This window comes from Candidatus Symbiobacter mobilis CR (assembly GCF_000477435.1).
GTDB lineage: Bacteria > Pseudomonadota > Gammaproteobacteria > Burkholderiales > Burkholderiaceae_C > Rhodoferax > Rhodoferax mobilis.
This window is the reverse complement of record NC_022576.1, coordinates 2,043,671-2,061,411: the sequence shown is the minus strand read 5'-3', so window position 1 is coordinate 2,061,411 and position 17,741 is coordinate 2,043,671. Positions and strand designations below refer to the sequence as shown.

Below are 17,741 nucleotides of genomic sequence, written 5' to 3'. Positions count from 1 at the left end.
CATGCCGTTAAAAACCCCGTGCATCCCATTCTATGGGCGCAAGCACAGCACTACCCCCGCTTCCCCACTCTGCGCTCAGCCCGAATACGCCAGAGCGGTATGGGATAGAACCCCGGCATCTGGGAGTTTGAAAGTGCCGACGACCTGGACCATGCTCCCGGCCTGCTTGCGAAGATTGTCCGCAGCGGCGGCGGACTCCTCGGCCAAGGCTGCATTCTGCTGGGTGGCTCCGTCAAGCTGGGTGATGGCTTGGTTGACCTGCGCAATGCCGCTAGTCTGCTCCTGCGCGCCGGTGCTGATGTCTGCGATCAGACCGGCGAGTTTCTGCACCTGCGTGACGATGTCCTGGATCGAGTCCCCGGCCTGATTGACGAGATGGGTACCGGCTTCGACCTTCTCGACGCTGATGCCAATGAGGCTCTTGATCTCCTTGGCTGCCTGCGCAGAACGCCCCGCCAGACTGCGCACCTCGGTGGCGACGACGGCAAATCCTCGGCCCTGCTCCCCGGCGCGCGCAGCTTCCACAGCAGCGTTGAGCGCGAGGATGTTGGTTTGGAAAGCAATGCCGTCGATAACCTGGATGATGTCAGCGATCTTGTGCGACGCCGAGGTGATCTCCTGCATCGTCACGACCACCTGCCTCATCACGTTCCCGCCTTCCACGGCGGCGCCGCTGGCGGTACTAGCCATCTGGTTGACTTGCTTGGCGGTGTCGGCGTTGCTTTGGACTGCGCTGTGGAGCTGCTCCATGGCCGAAGCCGTTTCTTCGATGCTGCTGGCCTGGGCCTCGGTGCGGCTGGACAGGTCGGCGCTGCCCGCAGCGATCTGGCTGGCACCCGTCGCGATGTTCTGCGCGCTAGCGCGCACACTGGCCACGAGGCCGGATAACCCATCGCGCATTTGCTGCAAACCGGCCAGCAAGGCTGCCGCTTCATCCTGCCCGCCACGATCTGCGCCTTCGATGGCGCAGGACAGATCGCCCTGGGCAATCCGTGCCGTCGCGTCGAGCGCATGCTGCAAGGGCGCAGTGATGCTACGAGTCAATCGCCAAGCCAACATGGTGGACAGCCCCAACACCAGCACCCCTACCAAGGCGATGACAAGCACGGTTCGCCGCGTGTTCTTGTCGAGCTGTTCGGCGGCTATAGCCACATCGTTCGCATGCTCCTTCTGCAAGGTAACGTAGTTGCACAACTCCGACATGGCCTGCTGGAGCAAGGGATCGATTTTTTCGGTAATGACTGCGGCTGCCTGTTCGGCTGCGAACTGGGAGGCAAAGTCCACTGCTTCGCGGAAGTGGGCCTCCATTTTGCGGTCGATGTCATCCATGCGCGCAAAGACCTCACGCTCCTTGTCGCCGATCCCAAGGGCTTCGAGCTTGCTCTTGGCTTGCAGGTACAACTTGCGCAGCCGATCGGCCTCGGCTTGGTCGCGTTGGACGTTGGCCACCTGGGTTTGCAACCCCATATTGCGCACGGCCACGGCACTTTGCAGCAATGCTTGGTTCATCTCATGCGCCAAGTTTTGCTGTTCAGAAGTTTTTTGCATCGCTTCGAGCAAGGAAGCATGCCCTGCCTGGTTGCTGACCAGCGCCCCCGTCACCAGGATCCCCGCAACCAGGAGGATCAGCCCGAAACCCAATCCCAATCGAACACCGATTTTCATATTTGCCTATTCGTCTGTTAGTCGATAGTCCACCAGCCCACGGTTCCGCAAAGGGCTGCCCTAGCACCTAGAACGTACCGCAGCCCAATACTGGCGCTGCGGCCTACGCACGGATCGCGACTTCCGTCGCTGCGACAAAAGCCAGGCCCTGCATCGGTGCAGGGCCAACCCACTCAACAGCTCAGCCTTTGTAGATACCCACGCCCACCCAGTGGTCGCCCACGCGCTCGACATAGATCATCTTGTCTTCGATCTTTTTGGTGGCAGGGTTGAGGAATTTGTACGGCTCCGACCAGCCTTTGCCTTTTGTCTTGGCCAGTACAAGGAGCTTGTCGTAAAACAATTGCCCGGCTGGATCCTTAAGCCCAACGAGGTTCTTGCCGACGAGCTTCGGATTGCCGCCGTGGCCGACCATCACCCCGTCCAACTCTGCGAACGCCACGTACAGGTCACGATCCTTGAACGCGGTGCCAGTGGTGAATTCCTCAGCAGCCTTGTCCACCCCATGGGCTTTCACATAAGCAGCGGCTTTCTTGGCCATGGCTTCGGCCTCTGCAACCGTTCCGCGCTCTGCGGCTACGGCACACAGCGAGACGCCCACAAGAATCCCGAAAACGATAGCCCGTACACGATGCAAAGCTTGCATGTCATCTCCTTGAATACATCAGGACAAAAAAAAACCCTGCACCCGGCGAATTCCGGACACAGGGGATCAACGGAAGGAAATCACGTTCAGGAGCAATGTGCAACCTGCGGTCGTTCTTTCCATCTATTCGGACGGCGTCTCACTCCTTGTAGACACCAACCCCGACCCAGTGGTCGTCGATACGCTCGACATACATGGCTTTGTTCTCGATCTTCTTGGTCACAGGGTTGAGGAACTTGTATTCCTGCGACCACCCCTTACCCTGGTTTTTGGCCAGATCCAGCAACATCTGGAAGAAAGGCTTGCCATCGGGATCCTTGAGCCCGACAAGGTTTTTGCCCACGAGCTTGGGGTTGCCGCCGTGCCCAAACACATTGCCCTGTAGATCGGTGAAGGCAATGTACAGATCCCCTTCCTTGAAGCTTGTCCCTTTGGTGAATTCCTGGGCAGCCTTCTGTACGCCATTGGCCTTGATGTATGCGACGGCTCGATGGGCAAGTGCCTCGGCTTGCGCGGGGGTTCCGTGCCCGGAGGCCCAAGATAGCCCCGTGGCAAACCATGCTGCCACGCACACGACGAGAAAGCGAGGGAACAGACGTTTCATGGTGCAACTCCTTCAACAAAATACCCAATACGGGCCAGACACAAACCCGTGCGAAACACGGACTACACGAACACGATGGAAACCTTCTACCGCCAGCCTGTCAACGTATCGAGTTTTCGCAGCCCTGGCTGCATGCCGACCCCGCCTGAAGCCAGCCCGAATCAGCTCGACAGCTCCGGCGCCACGCACACTGCTTCGGCTCGCCTGCCTACTGAAATAGGCTCTAAGGAAATAAGTTCTAGGCCACAGAGCGTGCTTGGGCAGGTGGAGCAGGACGACCGCCAATCGTCGAAACACCGCCACCTTGCCTGCGCTGCCGGGAGGGTGCCGCAGGCCGCCCCCGCCCCGCAGCCCAATGCTCCAGAAATTGAGCAATGTCTGATTGGTAGTGGGGGCGCTGGAACAGCCTGGACAGATTCATGGAAAAACTAACACCGGTTGGAAACCCTACCCGGCAAGGCGGTAAGCCGTGCCCAGTACTGTAAGTCGGTTCTGGACAGTTGCTGGGTCAAGGTATTTCCAGCCATTGTAGACAGAGGCCAAAGCAATAGGACATGCGCAAAATTGTCCCGGCTCAGCGTACCAACCAAGTTGGTACACGATGGTACGGCGAGGCGGTACCACAACGCCATGGCGGTTTTGCGTACGTCCTACGCAGAAGAAATGTTCTCCGCTGCATGTTCCGCTGCATCGCGACACATGATGGGATTCAGCGTAATTCCACGGCCTGATTCAGGAGGGCACAATGCTTCGTCATTCCCTTTTTTCCATTCTTTGCAAGGAGCAAGCAAGTATGAGCATGATCAAGGAATTCCGGGATTTTGCCGTGCGCGGCAACGTGGTTGATATGGCCGTTGGCGTGATCGTCGGGGCAGCGTTCGGGAAGATTGTTTCTTCCCTGGTGGCCGATGTGGTCATGCCACCCATTGGCATGCTGCTTGGCGGGGTGAATTTTTCCGACTTGGTCATCACGCTCAAGGAAGCCGCCGGGACGGCCCCTGCCGTCGTCATCGCCTACGGCAAATTCCTCCAGACTGTCGTGGATTTCTTGATCATCGCCTGGGTGATTTTCCTGGCCGTGCGCGGAATCAACTCCCTCCAGCGAAAAGAGGAAGCCGCGCCAGCCGCACCACCTGCTCCGTCCAAGGAAGAGCTGCTGCTCACCGAGATTCGCGACCTGCTCCGGCCAGGACGCTGAACCGACTACACCCCGCTACCGGCCCCGGACGATCCGGGCGACTACTTCGCTGGCAAAACCACGCGCCGCAAGGAATCGGGCCTGCCTGGCAGTCTCTTGGGGCGTGGTGGCGGGTTCGCCAAATTTGCGCTGCCACACCGCCAGCGCCCGGTCGTATTCCGTAGCGTGCAGTGTCTCCAATGCCGCGTCGATCTGTGGCGCGGAAATGCCCTTGTCACGCAATTCCTCCCGCAATCGCAACACGCCGTGCCGGGGCGCACGACGGCGGAGTAGCGATTCCATGACCCGTTCCTCACTCAACCAACCTTGGCGCTCCAGATCGTCAAGCAGTGCGTCGAGGTCATCGGCGCCCCTCGCACCGGGAGCCAGTTTGCGCTGCAACTCGCTACGTGCGTATTCACGCCGAGCCAACAACCCCAAGGCCCGTGCGCGCAAAGTGGGCGTGGGCATGGCATGAGATGCTGCGGGCAGGCTACTGCGCGCTATCGCCCAACAGGGGCACACCCAAGCCTGCGCGCACCTTGTTTTCGATTTCGCGCGCCAGCGTGGAGTTTTCTCGCAGGAACTCGCGGGCGTTGTCGCGACCTTGTCCGATCTTTTCGCCCTGGTAGGCGTACCAGGAACCGGACTTTTCCAGCACGCCAGCGTTGACGCCCATATCGATGATTTCGCCTTCCCGGCTGATCCCCTTGCCAAAGAGGATGTCAAATTCGGCGGTTTTGAACGGGGGTGCGACCTTGTTCTTGACGACCTTGACCTTGGTCTCGCTGCCGATCGACTCTTCCCCCTTCTTGATCGTCCCGATGCGGCGAATGTCAAGCCGCACCGAGGCGTAAAACTTGAGCGCATTGCCACCCGTCGTCGTCTCCGGGGAACCGAAAAGCACGCCGATCTTCATCCGGATCTGGTTGATGAAGATGACCATGCAATTGGTTTTTTTGATATGCGCAGTCAGTTTGCGCAGCGCCTGGCTCATCAGCCGCGCCTGCAACCCGGGCAGGTTGTCCCCCATGTCACCTTCCAGTTCGGCCTTCGGCGTGAGCGCGGCGACGGAGTCGATGACGATGAGATCGACCGCGCCCGAACGCACGAGGCTGTCGACGATTTCCAGCGCCTGTTCCCCCGTATCGGGCTGGCTGATCAGCAGGCTACGCAGATCTACGCCCAGGTTCTGGGCGTACTGGATGTCCAGCGCGTGTTCTGCATCGACGAAAGCGCACTGGCCACCGACCTTCTGCATCTCGGCGATGACTTGCAAGGTCAGCGTGGTCTTGCCGGAAGACTCCGGGCCATAGATTTCCACCACCCTCCCGCGAGGCAGCCCCCCGACACCGAGCGCGGCATCGAGGCCCAGCGATCCGGTAGACACCACTTGGATGTCCTCAATCACCTCGCCTTCCCCGAGGCGCATGATCGTTCCCTTCCCAAACTGCTTTTCGATTTGCGCCAAAGCGACTTGCAGGGCGCGGGCTTTTTCCGCTTGAATAGACGGTTTGGAGGGTGTTTCCATGATGAAAGGTGCGTGATAAGGTGCGTTATGGAGCAGCAGGGAGGTGCGGCGCAAGGGCGGCGCGGACGGCCGAATCGGTCGATGATAGCCACGCAAACTTCGCCACCCAGGCGCCTGCGCTGACTCAAATGCCGTGCTGGACGCGCAGACGGCGAATTCTTTCGAGATGCACACGGACATGCACGGCGCTGGCTGGCACGCTCGATCGCACTGCGTATTGGGGAGTGTGCATCTCCGCCGTGTCATGGTAGACATACTTGGCCAACGGCATTCCGCCGACGCCAAGGATGCTGGCAACGTGGGGCGCATTGGCGCGCAGCCCGCGCTTGACGACGACGGCCACTTCCCCATTGACGAGCTGCACGTAGCTGCCTGGCGGGTAAAAACCCAAGACAGCAGCCATCGCACGGTGGGCATCGCCGATGGAGCCTTCATCCTGCAGGACGAGCGACTTGACGGCATGTAGCGAAGACATGGCCGGGCGCGAAGCCCTCGGCGCCATCTTGGCGATTTGCGCATCGGCAAGGTGCAGCACGTGCAGCGCAGAGGCATAAGCGGGGTCGATGGGCGCATCCTGCGGCGCGTGGTGCCACTGCACGAACTCCAGCAGGATGTCGTCGCAAATGCCAAAGTCCCGGAGGATCTCGACCCCCGTTGGCGCGTGGGTGGCAATCAGCGTGCGCTGCGCAGGGTTGGGCGGGGTGCGCTGCCGGGCCAGTTTGTCCTGCGGCTGCGCCATCCCGATGTTCATCACCAGCGCAGAACGCAGCAACAGCGCGGATTGGTCTTCGTTCTGGGCCAGTTTTTCCGCAGTCAGCGCGCCGACCACTGCGCACAGCAGTGCGTGCGTCGCGCAGTAGCCCAGAGACAGATCGGGAAGAGCCTGGAAGAGGATAAACAATGCCTCGTCGGGGTCTTCCCGCAGCAGGGCCAGCACCTTCTGCTCGATGCCTGTGAGGCGCATTGCGGGCATCACGGCGTGGTGCCCCTGGTAGAGCAGGCCACGCAGCACGTCCTGCACATCGAGCCAGCCGCCGTCCACATGCATGCCCTCACAGTAGTCGCTGTCGAGGATCTCCGCAGGCATCGGCAGCATGGCCAGCGTCGCCAGATCAACGCCCTCGGTGCGCAGCGCACGCATCGTGCGCTCCAGGCTTTTCTGCCATGCCATGGCATCGCTTTGGGTCATCCCGGCCTGGTGTTGGGCGAGCATTTCGCGGTGCGACTCCGACCGCAACGTCTGCCCACGGCGCAGCAGCAGCCTGCCGTCGGGGCTCCAGATATCGATGGGCAAGGGGCGTCCCAACTGGATCCGTCCCAACGGAATTGGGTGGTATTTCATCGACATGACACATGCCCCCCTGCTGCACGGACCGACTTCATGCATCCACCCGAACCGGAACCCGCAAGGACAGGGCGCACATCAGCTCGTACCCGACCGTTCCCGCTGCATGGGCGACCTCGTCGATGCCCAGGATCGCCCCGTTGCTCGCACAGCCCCATAGCACCACCTCGCTGCCCATTCCGGCATCATGACCTTCTTCACGCAGTGCGGTGAGGTCGACTGCAAGCATGTCCATGCTCACCCGCCCCAGCAGCCGGGTACGGTGTCCACCGACGAGGACAGGGGTATCTGTGGGAGCATGTCGCGGGTATCCGTCCGCATAGCCACACGCGACGATGCCGATCCGCATCGGTGCTTGCGCGACGAAGGTCGATCCATAGCCTACGGTATCCCCGGCAACCAAGTCTTGCACGGCGATCACGCGGGAAGCCAGGGTCATCGTCGGCAGCAGTGCGTGGTCTGCGATGGTGTGCGCAGGGTAATCCGGCGCGCTGCCGTACAGCAGAATGCCCGGACGCACCCATTCGCAGGAAGGAGCGAGATCACCGGCCAGCATGGCTGCGCTGTTGTCCAGGCTACGCTCTCCGGGCAGATCGCAGGCAGCGACATCAAAAGTGCTGCGCTGGCGTTGCGTGCCGCCGGGAACGTCGGCGTCGCTGAAATGCGTCATCAGCGAGATCTCCCCCACTTGGGTCAGAGCATGGAGCCGCGCCCATGCAGCGCGGAACTGGTTTGCGGGAAAGCCCAAACGATTCATCCCCGAGTTCATTTTGAGGAAGACATGGTGCGCAGTGCGGGTCTTGTGGGCTGCGAGCATGTCGATCTGCGCATGGCAGTGGATGGTATGCCACAGGCGTAGCTCGCAGCACAGCTCCAGATCGCGGGGTTCGAACACCCCCTCGATCAGCAGGATCGGGCCACGCCACCCCAGGCCGCGCACCCGCTGTGCTTCATCGAGATCAAGCAACGCAAAACCATCCGCACCGCGCAGAGCCTCATGGACGCGCTCAATGCCGTGACCGTATGCATTGGCTTTGATGACCGCCCAGACCTTGGAATCCGGGGCAGCGCTGCGGCAACGTAGCAGGTTGTGTCGCAGCGCGGCATGGTGAATGGTGGCAGAAATAGGGCGAGGCATAGGGTTGGAACCAGGGCGAGACAGTGGCAAAACGCAACCCCGAACCTCTGTCGGAAGGAACCCGGCAGCCACGCCCCACCGTGCTATAACCCTGCATTGTCGTTCGACGTACCCCCCGTTGCCCGCCGTGAGAACCCCGGGGCAGTAACGATCCTCATGCAATGAGACGCGGCTTTTACACCATCATGGCGGCGCAGTTCTGTAGCTCGTTGGCTGACAACGCGCTATTCGTCGCTGCCGTGCAATTGCTGCGAACCAACGGCTCCGCCCCTTGGCAGCAGGCAGCGCTGGTACCGATGTTCGCGCTGTTCTATGTCGTGCTCGCGCCCTTCGTCGGCGCTTTTGCCGACTCCCTGCCCAAGGGCAGGGTCATGCTCCTGAGCAATTTCATCAAGATCGCCGGGTGCCTGCTGATGCTGCTGGATGTGCATCCGCTGATGGCCTATGCCTTGGTCGGTCTGGGCGCCGCAGCGTATTCGCCAGCCAAATACGGCATCCTCACCGAGCTGCTCCCCGCTTCCCAACTGGTCAAAGCGAATGGCTGGATCGAAGGGCTGACCATCGGGTCGATCATCCTCGGCGTGGTGCTGGGTGGCCAGCTTGTAGGGCCACGCTGCGCGCCGTGGCTGCTGAGGCTGGACATTCCGGGCCTCGACACTGCCCCCCTGGCAGCCATCGCCGTGCTCGTGGGGGTGTACCTGCTGGCTACTTGGTTCAATACGGGAATTCCCAACACCGGCGTGGCGTTGTGCCCCGTCCCTACCCCGATCGGCTCGCTGCTGTCCGACTTCTGGGTATGCAACGTCCGCTTGTGGCGGGACAAACTGGGGCAGATTTCGCTGGCCGCAACGACGCTGATTTGGGGCGTTGCGGGCAATTTGCGCTTCATCGTGCTGGCATGGGCCGCCGCCGCGCTGGACTACTCGGTCACGCAGGCTTCCACGCTGCAGGGGGTCGTGGCCATTGGCATGGCTGCGGGAGCAGTGATGGCTTCGCTGCGCATGCGTCTCGAAGATGGGCCAGGGGTGGTCGATGTCGGCATCGCAATGGGCGTGCTCATCGTGCTGCTCATCTTTGTCAATAACGTCTGGGTCGCCGTGCCGTTCCTGATTCTGCTGGGCGCCTTGGGCGGGTTCATGGTCGTCCCTATGAATGCGCTGCTGCAACATCGCGGACACAACCTGATGGGCGCGGGCCGCTCGATCGCAGTACAAAACTTCAACGAGCAGGCGTGCATCCTCGTTCTGGGTGCGTTCTATAGCCTGTCCACCGGGCTGGGACTGCCCACCTTCAGCGCCATTGCTTTCTTCGGAACCATCGTCGCAGGCTTTATGTGGTGGATCCGCCGCTGGCACGCCAACAACTGCATTCATGCCCACGCTGAAGTCGAGCGCCTGCTGACCATTGCACGCAATGACGATTCTTAGAACCTATTTCAGTAGGGGCTGCGCCCACCCCCGCAGCAGTGCGGACACTTCCTCCACTCCCTGACGGCGGAGGGCGGAGAACAGGCGCACCTCCCCACCGGCAGCCTGGAGTCGGGTGATCGACAGCACCTTCTGCTGTGCGCTGCGGGACAGTTTGTCTGCCTTGGTCAGCAAGACAAGGAACGGCATGCCTCGTTCCACGCGGGGGCGGAGGATTTCGAGAAGTTCTGCATCCAGCGCGGTAATGCCTCGGCGGCTGTCACACAGCAAGACGACACCCGCGAGATTGGCGCGCGAGCACAGGTAGCCGACCATGTTTCGCTGCCAGCGCAGCTTGTCCTGTTGGGGCACTGCGGCATAGCCATAGCCGGGCAGGTCGGCCAGGATACCGTCGGTCTGCCCGCCCTTGCCCAAGGCAAACAGGTTGATGTGCTGGGTACGCCCGGGGCGCTTGGATGCATAGGCGAGTTGCCGCTGCTGCGTGAGCATGTTGACGCAGGTGGACTTGCCCGAGTTCGACCGACCGGTGAACGCGATTTCGGGGATGTCCAACTTGGGCAATACATGCAGATCCGGGGCAGACGTCAAAAAACGGGCCGTGTGCAGCCAGCCTGCTGCGTCGGCGCCTGCTGTCATGGCCGCACCCAGGGCAACAGGGCTGCGAGCGCATGGCGCACCGCTGCCGCACGTACCGCACTGCGATCCCCCTCGAACCTGCCACACTCCGCGACGAGGCGATCCCCCACCGCCCACGCAAACCACACGGTTCCCACAGGTTTGGCGGGGGTGCCGCCCGCAGGCCCCGCCACCCCCGTGACTGCCAGAGCCACCTGCACGGAGGATCGTTCCTGGGCGCCCCGCGCCATCGCACGGGCCACGGCCTCGCTGACGGCGCCGTGCTCCTCGATCAACGCGGGATCCACCCCCAACATCTCGATCTTGGCGCGGTTGGAATAGGTCACGTACCCCCGGTCGAACCAGTCGCTAGACCCCGGCATGTCCGTGCATGCTGCGGCAATGCCCCCTCCCGTGCAGCTCTCCGCAGTGACCAGCATCCAGCCCCGTTCCCGCAGTAGGCAGGCCAAGTCGCCCACTGCGTCGGGGGTCACCAGGCGCGCCACAGCGCAAGCACCAGCAAGGTACAGAAGGCGGCGACAAGGTCGTCGAGCATGATTCCCCACCCGGCCTTGCGCCACGCGGCAGGATCCCGCACGGTATCCACGCCGCGATAGAGCCGATCCGCCCACCCCACAGGGCCAGGCTTGACGGCGTCGAAAAACCGGAACAGGGCGAATGCGGCCAACTGCTCCCACCCGGTCGTCGGCTCGATCAGCCAGAGGATCAACCAGAACGCGACGATTTCGTCCCAGACGACGCTGGCAGGGTCGTGTACACGCAGATTGCGCGCAGTGATGGTGCATACCCACCAACCCAGCATGACGCTGACTCCCAGCACGGCTGCATACGCCACATCGCCGTGCAGATACGGCTGAAACCATAGAAATGCCGCCCATGCCCACAGGGTGCCTACCGTTCCCGGAGCCACCGGGCTGAGGCCGGAGCCAAAACCCATCGCGATGATGTGCGCCGGGTGGCGCAGCAGGAACCGTGCGGTGGGGGCGACGGCAGGATCTTTCGCGCCTACCTCCCGGTACGCGATGTCTTGCACTTTGGTGGGGTCTACCTTCATGCTGCGATTATCCAATTCGCTTCTGCGAACGCTTTCCATGCGCTAGTACAGTTCCCCACTATCTTTCCTCCCCAGCAGTGCCCTACCCATGGCTCCCCCTCTTTCCTGCCCTTCTTGCCGGATGGACATGACTCCCCAGTCCTTTGGGGGTATCCATGGGAGGACTGTGGACATCGATTTGTGTTACGCCTGCCGGGGAATCTGGTTCGACCCGCAGGAAAACCTCCAACTGTCCCCCGCTTCGGTCGTTGACCTGTTCCGGTTGCTCCACGAGCATCGCAATGACCCCAACCACCCCCTGGCGCAGCGTCTTTTTTGCCCACGCTGCCACCAGCCACTGGCCCAAGGCTACGACATCGTGCGCAGCGGGCGCTATGTCACGCACCGTTGCAACCACCGCCACGGGCGGTTCAGCACCTTTGCCGCATTCATGATCGAAAAGGGCTTCATCCGCCAGATGACCCAGCTCGAAATCGACGACATGGCCCAGCGCGTTGCCATCGTGCATTGCACAAGCTGTGGCGCGCCCATCGATATCCGCAAGGAGCACGCCTGCCCGCACTGCCGTAGCGCGCTGTCGCTACTCGACCCCAACGCCGTGGAGCGTGCGCTGCAAGGCTACGCACAAGCCGCACGGCACCAGGGCTTGCCGCCGCGCCCCACCGAGGTGGCAGATGCCCTCGTCATGATCGAACGCGACCGCCAGAAAGCGCTGCGCGAAGAACGCTCCCCGGGTTCGATGGGCATCACCATCTTTTCCAATGACCGGGGCACCCATCCACTGGAAGTCGACCTGTGGAGTGCTGGGGTGACGCTCGTCTGGAATCTATTGCGTTGAGCGGCCCCGGCCACACCATCCACGCCACGCGCCAAAGCCATAATCCCCCGACTATCCGCGCCCGGGAGCGCTTCCATGAATGCCATCCTTCTCCTTGCGCACGCCCCATTGGCTTCTGCCCTGCGCACTTGCGCACTCCACGTCTTCCCCGACGCCGGATTGCAGGTGATCGCAGTGGATGTGCATGCCGACCACGGTGTCGAAGACACCCTGTGCCAGGCGCGCAATGCCTTGGATGGCCCCCAATGCGATCGTGTCCAATGCGATGGCATCCCCCCATACGATGGCATCCTCGTGCTGACGGATATGCAGGGCGCGACCCCCGGCAATGTCGCACGCAAGTTCGTCGAAGAATCCCCCCGGCCCGCCCGCCTGCTCTGCGGCGCGAATCTGCCTATGTTGCTGCGCGCCGTGACCTACTGTGGCGAGCCGCTTGATGCGATGCTCGAACGCGCCCGCGCTGGGGGCATCCAAGGTGTCGTTGCGTACGCGCCCGACATGCCATCCCTGACTTCTTCCAGTACCTTTGCCACACATCCCCCTATTTCTGAATCCACACCACGATGAAGTCGACTGCAACCATCCTCAATAAGCTGGGCCTGCACGCGCGTGCTTCGGCCAAACTCACCAAACTTGCTGGCGGCTACCGCTGCGAAGTCTGGATGTCCCGGGGAGACCGCCGCGTCAACGCCAAGAGCATCATGGGCGTGCTCATGCTTGCCGCTGGGCAGGGTACGCAGGTGGAAATCGAAACGATAGGGGAGCAGGAAGAAGATGCCATGGAAGCTCTCCTGGCGCTCATCGCCAACAAGTTCGGGGAAGGCGAGTGACCTTTGCCATCCACGGGCTGGCGGTATCGCGTGGCATCGCCATCGGGCGTGCCGTCCTCGTCACGTCCGGGCGTCTGGAGGTCTCGCACTACTTCATCGAACCTGCCCAGGTCGAAGCGGAAATCGCCCGCGTTCGCGATGGGCGCGATGCCGTCATTGAGGAGATTCAGCGTCTGCAAAACAGCATCGCGCAGATGCACCCCAAGGAAGCCCCCCACGAGCTGGATGCCTTGATCGACGCGCACCTGCTGCTATTACAGGACGAAGACCTGAGGAATGGCGTCAAGCGATGGATCACGGATCGCTTCTACAACGCCGAGTGGGCGCTGACCGCGCAACTGGAGGTCATGGCGCGCCAGTTCGATGACATGGAGGACGAATACCTGCGTGAGCGCAAGGCTGACCTCGAACAAATCACGGAAAAAGTGCTGCGTGCGATGCGGGGCATGTCTGCTTCGGTAGTTCCGTCGTGGACGCACACGGCACGCAAGGCCGGTGGGCAGGAGCTGCCCCTCAATGAATTCGTCGATGTCCCGCTGATCCTCATCGGGCACGATCTCTCGCCGACGGATTTGCTCCACTTCAAAAACAGCGTCTTTGACGGCTTTGCCACCGATGTCGGCGGCAAGAATTCGCACACGGCGATCGTTGCGCGCAGCCTGGACATTCCGGCAGTCGTCGGCCTGCGGCTGTGCAGCCAGCTCGTTCGCCAGGACGACTGGGTCGTCATCGACGGAGATGCCGGGGTCGTGATGGTCGACCCTTCGCCATCGATCATCGCGGACTACGGATTCAAGCAACGCAAGGGCGAACTCGAACGCAGCCGCCTCGCACGGCTGCTACGCACCCCGGCAGTCACGCTCGACGGCCAAAAGATCGAACTGCTGGCCAACATCGAAGGGCCGCAGGACGCCGCGCACGCCGTCGAAGCCGGTGCTGCGGGTGTGGGCCTGTTCCGCAGCGAGTTCCTCTTCATGGGTCGCCTGGGCAAGCTGCCGGACGAAGAGGAACAGTACCGCGCCTACCGCACCGCCATCGACGGGGCACAGGGCCTGCCGGTCACGATCCGCACGGTAGATGTCGGCGCCGACAAGCCTCTCGACGCCAACTGGCGCGACGAAGCGCACCTCAACCCTGCACTCGGGCTACGCGCCATTCGCTGGAGCCTAGCCGACCCTGCGATGTTCCTGACCCAACTGCGCGCCATCCTGCGGGCAGCAGCGCATGGGCCTACCTCGTTGCTGATTCCGATGCTGGTTCATGCCAGCGAGATTCGCCGCACCCTTGCGCTGATTGACCACGCCCGCGCCCAGCTCAACAACCTGGGCATCCCCCACGGTGAAGTGCGCATTGGCGCGATGATCGAAATTCCCGCCGCAGCGCTGACGGTGCCCTTGTTTCTACAGTACTTCGACTTCCTGTCGATCGGCACGAACGACCTCACGCAATACACCTTGGCGATCGACCGTTCTGACGAATCGGTAGCGCACCTCTATGACCCCCTGCACCCCGCCGTGTTGCGTCTGATCGCGACGACGATCACGCAGTGCAATGAGGCTGGCAAACCCGTGAGCGTCTGCGGGGAAATGGCCGGAGACCCCGCGATGACCCGTCTGCTGCTCGGCATGGGCCTGCGCATCTTTTCGATGCACCCGGGGCATATCCTGCCGGTGAAATTCGAGATCCTCCGGTGCGACGCCAGAAAACTACAGCCTTGGGCGCAGCAGCTCGTTGCTGAAGTCGATCCCCAGGCGCGCGACATGGGCACGCCCTGAGTGGACAGGCCCTGCCCTGAGTGGGGAGGCCCTGAATGAATATGCCCTGAATCTGCGGCAACCCACGGAAAAAGGAACCCCAATGCGACATCGAACCCTGCAAACTACGATCCTCGTCTTGCTCTTGCATGCCGATCTGTGCGGCGCTGCACAGGTGCAGCGCGCGGGGACGATCAAATCCGTACAAGGGGACGTTCGCCTGCTCCAGCAGAACACCCCCCGTACCGTAGCTCCGGGCGCTGCCGTGGCCGAGGCCGACCGCGTGGTTACCGGACGCAACGCCAGCGCCACCTTCACCCTGCGTGACGGGATGATGGTGACGGTAGGGCCTAACTCGACGCTTGATCTGGCCAAGGTGCGGTTTGACCCCGTGACCCAGGAAGGAAGCATCGGCCTAAGCCTTCTGCAAGGCGTGGTGCGTGTCGTAACGGGGGTGATCGGCAAGCTGCACCCGGAACAGGTCGAAATCGCGACCCCCACGTCCGTCGTTGGCGTGCGGGGTACAGACTTCATCGTGGAGGTGCCATGATGGCCTTATCGTGTTTTTCCCTATCGCGTTGGTGGTCGATGGGAGCGCTCATGGGGGCGCTAGGGGCCTTGTCGGCATGTGCTCCGACGACGAGGGTGATCCTGCTCCCCGAACCACAGGGGGTAGCCACAGCGGTGGAAGTCAAGACGGCTGCGGGGTCGCAGACGCTGACCAAGCCCTACCAGAGCGCCGAAGTGCGCAAGGATGGCCAGGTACGGGTCGTGCAGGTTGACCCCTTGCGGGTGATGGAGCGCTATGGAGCCATGCTGGCCGAGGCGCCGGACGTCGAAGAACGCTTTCTGCTGTATTTTGAAACCGGGGGAACGCTGCTGACCGCGCAATCCCAAGCCACCGTGCCAACGATCCTGGAACGTGCCCGTGCCCGCAAAGGCGGCGAGATCTTGGTGATCGGCCACACCGACCGCGCGGGTTCGCTGGAGGACAACGATGGGTTGTCTGCCCGGCGTGCGCAGGCCATCCGCGATCTGCTATTGGCGCAAGGGTTTGATGCGGAACGCATCGAAGCGATTGGCCGTGGCGAACGTGCGCCGCTCGTCCCCACCGACGACGACATTGCCGAACCCCGCAATCGGCGGGTGGAAATCCTGGTGCGCTGAGTCCCCCCTGGCGCCTGCCAAACGCAGGCGCAACCCTTTGGCGCTGTCGCGCCGTTACTTCCCGTCGGCAAGATCGACGACGGTGTACGTGCCCCCACACGTGCGGGTTGCTGCAGATGGAGCGGTATATCTCCACACCGCCGGTGGGATACCCATGGCCCTACGCACATCGAAGGTTCTACGATGACCATACTACCCAAACTCCCCTACGGCCTGAGCAATTTCCACAAGTTGATTACTGAAGGCCATTTTTACGTAGATCGCACGAACTACATCGCCCAGCTCGAAGCGCATGGCAGCTACCACGTCCTGATGCGCCCGCGCCGCTTTGGCAAAAGCCTGTTTTTGTCGATGCTGGAGCATTACTACGACCAGCTTCGCAAGCCGGAGTTCGATGCGCTTTTCGGTACGCTGCATATAGGCAGGAACCCTACTCTGCTGGCAAATGCGTACCAAGTACTGGTGCTCGATTTCAGCGGGATCGAAACCGGCAATAGTGTCGATACCGTGCGGCAGGGTTTTGCTTCCAGGGTGTCGATGCCTGCAATCCGCTTTTTACGGCGATATGGTTACCCTGCATCCGATGTCGAGGAATTGCGTAGCCTGGCCACCCCACAGGAACAGCTCACCTTGCTCTGTCAATGCGTCGCGGACTCCGGCCACAAGCTCCTACTTCTGATCGACGAATACGACCACTTTGCCAATAGCCTGCTTGCGGAAGACTTGGATTCTTTTCGCTCTGCCGTTGGCAAGGGTGGGTTTGTACGCAGTTTTTATGAAACGATCAAATCCGCAACGCAGGCAGGAACCCTTGACCGGTTTTTTATTACCGGTGTCACCGCGATCATGCTCGATAGCTTGACGAGTGGATTCAATATCACCAAGAACCTGACTTTCGAGGAAGATTTCCACGACATCCTGGGCTTTACCCGCGAGGAAACGTTGTCGCTGATTCGCCCCTTGGCGGAGTGCTGCAAGCTGGATGCCGAAGCGATGATGGAAGACGTAACCCATTGGTACAACGGATATCGCTTTCATCGCAGGTGCCACACCATCTACAACTCCGACATGGTGTTGTACTTTGCGGATAACTTTGATTGCAAAGCCTGTGCCTACCCAGACCGGATGCTGGACGAAAACATTGCCTCCGACTACGGAAAGCTGATGGCGCTGTTTGCTATTGGCGACCGCGAAGACAACTACCGCGTGCTCGAAGCGCTGGTGACGGAAGGCGAAGTCATAGCCCAGCAACAGCGCCGGTTTGATCTTGACAAAACCTTTGGGCGCGATGACTTCATTAGCTTGCTGGCGTATGTGGGCTTTGCTTCTCTTGCCGGGGGAGATGGGAACGATATGCGCTATGCAATCCCGAACCATGTGATTCGCGAGTTGTACTTTCAGTATTTCCTTGTGGAATTGGAGCGGCGCAATAACGTCGATCTGCCGATCTGGGAAGTGCGGGACGCTTTGCGAGCCTTGTACCGCGCCAACAACCTCGAACCCCTGCGTGCCCAGTTGGAGCGCGTGCTTCGCCACCTCTCGAACCGCGACAGCATTCGCATGGATGAAAAACATCTGAAGGTGATTCTGGTCACGCTGCTGTTCCAGACATCCGTATGGCGTTTACAAAGCGAACCCGAAGTGAATCGGCGCTACCCTGATGTGTTGTTGTGGGAACGAAGTCCCTTCGAGCTTGCCGGGCAGCATTTGATCGAATTGAAATACGCCAAGAAACAAGATGGTGAATTGGGGTGGGAGGCCAAGCGGCAAGAGGGCTTGGAGCAAATCGCCGCGTACTGTGCATTGCCGGAGATTGCGGCAATGGCCAAGCTGCATTGCTGGCTGATGTTGACGGATGGGGAAAGGGTCGAGGTGGTGAACCATGCCATGCTCCCATGCCAGCGCTGATCGCGGCTTCCGTCAGTCCTG

Annotated in this window: 20 protein-coding genes; 9 read left to right on the top strand and 11 right to left on the bottom strand. The window is 61.4% G+C overall.

The window, feature by feature from the left end; genetic code table 11:
- Positions 1-75: 75 nt before the first annotated feature.
- From CENROD_RS08490 to CENROD_RS14370, 4 genes are all read right to left on the bottom strand, one after another.
- A complete protein-coding gene (locus CENROD_RS08490) occupies positions 76-1,665 on the bottom strand; it encodes a methyl-accepting chemotaxis protein (RefSeq protein ID WP_022774537.1) in 1,590 nt (529 codons plus the stop codon).
- A 181-nt stretch (positions 1,666-1,846) separates the two neighbouring features.
- Positions 1,847-2,311 carry a cache domain-containing protein gene (locus tag CENROD_RS08485; RefSeq protein WP_022774534.1) on the bottom strand — a complete coding sequence of 155 codons (465 nt, stop codon included), beginning with the start codon at positions 2,309-2,311 and terminating at the stop codon, positions 1,847-1,849.
- A gap of 139 nt (positions 2,312-2,450) precedes the next feature.
- Positions 2,451-2,915 (bottom strand): cache domain-containing protein, encoded by a 465-nt coding sequence (locus CENROD_RS08480; RefSeq protein ID WP_022774530.1) that lies wholly within the window; start codon positions 2,913-2,915, stop codon positions 2,451-2,453.
- A gap of 238 nt (positions 2,916-3,153) precedes the next feature.
- Entirely contained in the window at positions 3,154-3,336 is a 183-nt protein-coding gene (locus tag CENROD_RS14370) for a hypothetical protein (protein WP_238551767.1), read from the bottom strand.
- Positions 3,337-3,708: 372 nt separating this feature from the next.
- On the opposite strand from CENROD_RS14370, the gene mscL reads away from it, so the two are divergent.
- Positions 3,709-4,113 (top strand): large-conductance mechanosensitive channel protein MscL, encoded by a 405-nt coding sequence (gene mscL, locus CENROD_RS08475; RefSeq protein ID WP_041193440.1) that lies wholly within the window; start codon positions 3,709-3,711, stop codon positions 4,111-4,113.
- Positions 4,114-4,128: 15 nt separating this feature from the next.
- Here the strand turns inward: mscL and recX are convergent, their stop codons facing one another.
- The 4 genes from recX to alr form a co-directional block, all read right to left on the bottom strand.
- Positions 4,129-4,563 (bottom strand): recombination regulator RecX, encoded by a 435-nt coding sequence (recX, locus tag CENROD_RS08470; RefSeq protein ID WP_022774518.1) that lies wholly within the window; start codon positions 4,561-4,563, stop codon positions 4,129-4,131.
- Positions 4,564-4,585: 22 nt separating this feature from the next.
- Positions 4,586-5,623 carry a recombinase RecA gene (recA, locus tag CENROD_RS08465; RefSeq protein ID WP_022774515.1) on the bottom strand — a complete coding sequence of 346 codons (1,038 nt, stop codon included), beginning with the start codon at positions 5,621-5,623 and terminating at the stop codon, positions 4,586-4,588.
- Positions 5,624-5,747: 124 nt separating this feature from the next.
- Complete coding sequence (locus CENROD_RS08460) at positions 5,748-6,965, bottom strand: HD-GYP domain-containing protein (protein ID WP_151194606.1); 1,218 nt, start codon at positions 6,963-6,965, stop codon at positions 5,748-5,750.
- Positions 6,966-7,002: 37 nt separating this feature from the next.
- A complete protein-coding gene (alr, locus tag CENROD_RS08455; protein WP_022774508.1) occupies positions 7,003-8,106 on the bottom strand; it encodes an alanine racemase in 1,104 nt (367 codons plus the stop codon).
- Between the two features lie 161 nt (positions 8,107-8,267).
- Between alr and lplT the strand changes: the two genes are divergently transcribed.
- Positions 8,268-9,533 carry a lysophospholipid transporter LplT gene (gene lplT, locus CENROD_RS08450; RefSeq protein WP_022774504.1) on the top strand — a complete coding sequence of 422 codons (1,266 nt, stop codon included), beginning with the start codon at positions 8,268-8,270 and terminating at the stop codon, positions 9,531-9,533.
- 3 nt (positions 9,534-9,536) lie between these two features.
- Here lplT and yihA read toward each other — a convergent pair whose 3' ends face one another.
- Genes yihA through CENROD_RS14360 form a run of 3 tightly spaced genes read right to left on the bottom strand, consistent with a single transcriptional unit; the run spans position 9,537 to position 11,106 of the window.
- Positions 9,537-10,169 (bottom strand): ribosome biogenesis GTP-binding protein YihA/YsxC, encoded by a 633-nt coding sequence (gene yihA, locus CENROD_RS08445; RefSeq protein ID WP_022774501.1) that lies wholly within the window; start codon positions 10,167-10,169, stop codon positions 9,537-9,539.
- Positions 10,166-10,588, bottom strand: a complete 423-nt coding sequence (locus tag CENROD_RS14365; RefSeq protein ID WP_238551853.1) for a CinA family protein — start codon at positions 10,586-10,588, stop codon at positions 10,166-10,168. The genes yihA and CENROD_RS14365 overlap by 4 nt, the downstream gene beginning before the upstream one ends.
- Positions 10,589-10,638: 50 nt before the next feature.
- Entirely contained in the window at positions 10,639-11,106 is a 468-nt protein-coding gene (locus CENROD_RS14360) for a phosphatidylglycerophosphatase A family protein (protein WP_238551852.1), read from the bottom strand.
- 244 nt (positions 11,107-11,350) lie between these two features.
- On the opposite strand from CENROD_RS14360, the gene CENROD_RS08430 reads away from it, so the two are divergent.
- From CENROD_RS08430 to CENROD_RS08400, 7 genes are all read left to right on the top strand, one after another.
- Positions 11,351-12,061, top strand: a complete 711-nt coding sequence (locus CENROD_RS08430) for a zf-TFIIB domain-containing protein (protein WP_238551766.1) — start codon at positions 11,351-11,353, stop codon at positions 12,059-12,061.
- A gap of 75 nt (positions 12,062-12,136) precedes the next feature.
- On the top strand, positions 12,137-12,628 hold the full coding sequence (locus CENROD_RS08425) for a PTS sugar transporter subunit IIA (RefSeq protein ID WP_022774487.1): 492 nt from the start codon (positions 12,137-12,139) through the stop codon (positions 12,626-12,628).
- Positions 12,625-12,891: an HPr family phosphocarrier protein gene (locus CENROD_RS08420; RefSeq protein ID WP_022774483.1), complete on the top strand. Its 267-nt coding sequence runs from the start codon at positions 12,625-12,627 to the stop codon at positions 12,889-12,891. The genes CENROD_RS08425 and CENROD_RS08420 overlap by 4 nt, the downstream gene beginning before the upstream one ends.
- Positions 12,888-14,666 (top strand): phosphoenolpyruvate--protein phosphotransferase, encoded by a 1,779-nt coding sequence (gene ptsP, locus CENROD_RS08415; protein WP_022774480.1) that lies wholly within the window; start codon positions 12,888-12,890, stop codon positions 14,664-14,666. Before CENROD_RS08420 ends, ptsP begins: the two co-directional genes overlap by 4 nt.
- Positions 14,667-14,748: 82 nt before the next feature.
- Positions 14,749-15,195, top strand: coding sequence for a FecR family protein (locus CENROD_RS08410; RefSeq protein ID WP_022774477.1), 447 nt, complete (start codon positions 14,749-14,751; stop codon positions 15,193-15,195).
- Positions 15,192-15,812 (top strand): OmpA family protein, encoded by a 621-nt coding sequence (locus tag CENROD_RS08405; protein WP_081699855.1) that lies wholly within the window; start codon positions 15,192-15,194, stop codon positions 15,810-15,812. Before CENROD_RS08410 ends, CENROD_RS08405 begins: the two co-directional genes overlap by 4 nt.
- Before the next feature lie 183 nt (positions 15,813-15,995).
- Positions 15,996-17,720 (top strand): AAA family ATPase, encoded by a 1,725-nt coding sequence (locus tag CENROD_RS08400; RefSeq protein WP_022774470.1) that lies wholly within the window; start codon positions 15,996-15,998, stop codon positions 17,718-17,720.
- The last annotated feature ends 21 nt before the right edge of the window (positions 17,721-17,741 follow it).

Coding starts and splice junctions, on each gene's coding strand:
- CENROD_RS08490 (WP_022774537.1), bottom strand. CDS start 1,665: ATGAAAATCGGTGTTCGATTGGGATTGGGTTTCGGGCTGATCCTCCTG.
- CENROD_RS08485 (WP_022774534.1), bottom strand. CDS start 2,311: ATGCAAGCTTTGCATCGTGTACGGGCTATCGTTTTCGGGATTCTTGTG.
- CENROD_RS08480 (WP_022774530.1), bottom strand. CDS start 2,915: ATGAAACGTCTGTTCCCTCGCTTTCTCGTCGTGTGCGTGGCAGCATGG.
- CENROD_RS14370 (WP_238551767.1), bottom strand. CDS start 3,336: ATGAATCTGTCCAGGCTGTTCCAGCGCCCCCACTACCAATCAGACATT.
- mscL (WP_041193440.1), top strand. CDS start 3,709: ATGAGCATGATCAAGGAATTCCGGGATTTTGCCGTGCGCGGCAACGTG.
- recX (WP_022774518.1), bottom strand. CDS start 4,563: ATGCCCACGCCCACTTTGCGCGCACGGGCCTTGGGGTTGTTGGCTCGG.
- recA (WP_022774515.1), bottom strand. CDS start 5,623: ATGGAAACACCCTCCAAACCGTCTATTCAAGCGGAAAAAGCCCGCGCC.
- CENROD_RS08460 (WP_151194606.1), bottom strand. CDS start 6,965: ATGAAATACCACCCAATTCCGTTGGGACGGATCCAGTTGGGACGCCCC.
- alr (WP_022774508.1), bottom strand. CDS start 8,106: ATGCCTCGCCCTATTTCTGCCACCATTCACCATGCCGCGCTGCGACAC.
- lplT (WP_022774504.1), top strand. CDS start 8,268: ATGAGACGCGGCTTTTACACCATCATGGCGGCGCAGTTCTGTAGCTCG.
- yihA (WP_022774501.1), bottom strand. CDS start 10,169: ATGACAGCAGGCGCCGACGCAGCAGGCTGGCTGCACACGGCCCGTTTT.
- CENROD_RS14365 (WP_238551853.1), bottom strand. CDS start 10,588: ATGCTGGTCACTGCGGAGAGCTGCACGGGAGGGGGCATTGCCGCAGCA.
- CENROD_RS14360 (WP_238551852.1), bottom strand. CDS start 11,106: ATGGGTTTTGGCTCCGGCCTCAGCCCGGTGGCTCCGGGAACGGTAGGC.
- CENROD_RS08430 (WP_238551766.1), top strand. CDS start 11,351: ATGACTCCCCAGTCCTTTGGGGGTATCCATGGGAGGACTGTGGACATC.
- CENROD_RS08425 (WP_022774487.1), top strand. CDS start 12,137: ATGAATGCCATCCTTCTCCTTGCGCACGCCCCATTGGCTTCTGCCCTG.
- CENROD_RS08420 (WP_022774483.1), top strand. CDS start 12,625: ATGAAGTCGACTGCAACCATCCTCAATAAGCTGGGCCTGCACGCGCGT.
- CENROD_RS08410 (WP_022774477.1), top strand. CDS start 14,749: ATGCGACATCGAACCCTGCAAACTACGATCCTCGTCTTGCTCTTGCAT.
- CENROD_RS08405 (WP_081699855.1), top strand. CDS start 15,192: ATGATGGCCTTATCGTGTTTTTCCCTATCGCGTTGGTGGTCGATGGGA.
- CENROD_RS08400 (WP_022774470.1), top strand. CDS start 15,996: ATGACCATACTACCCAAACTCCCCTACGGCCTGAGCAATTTCCACAAG.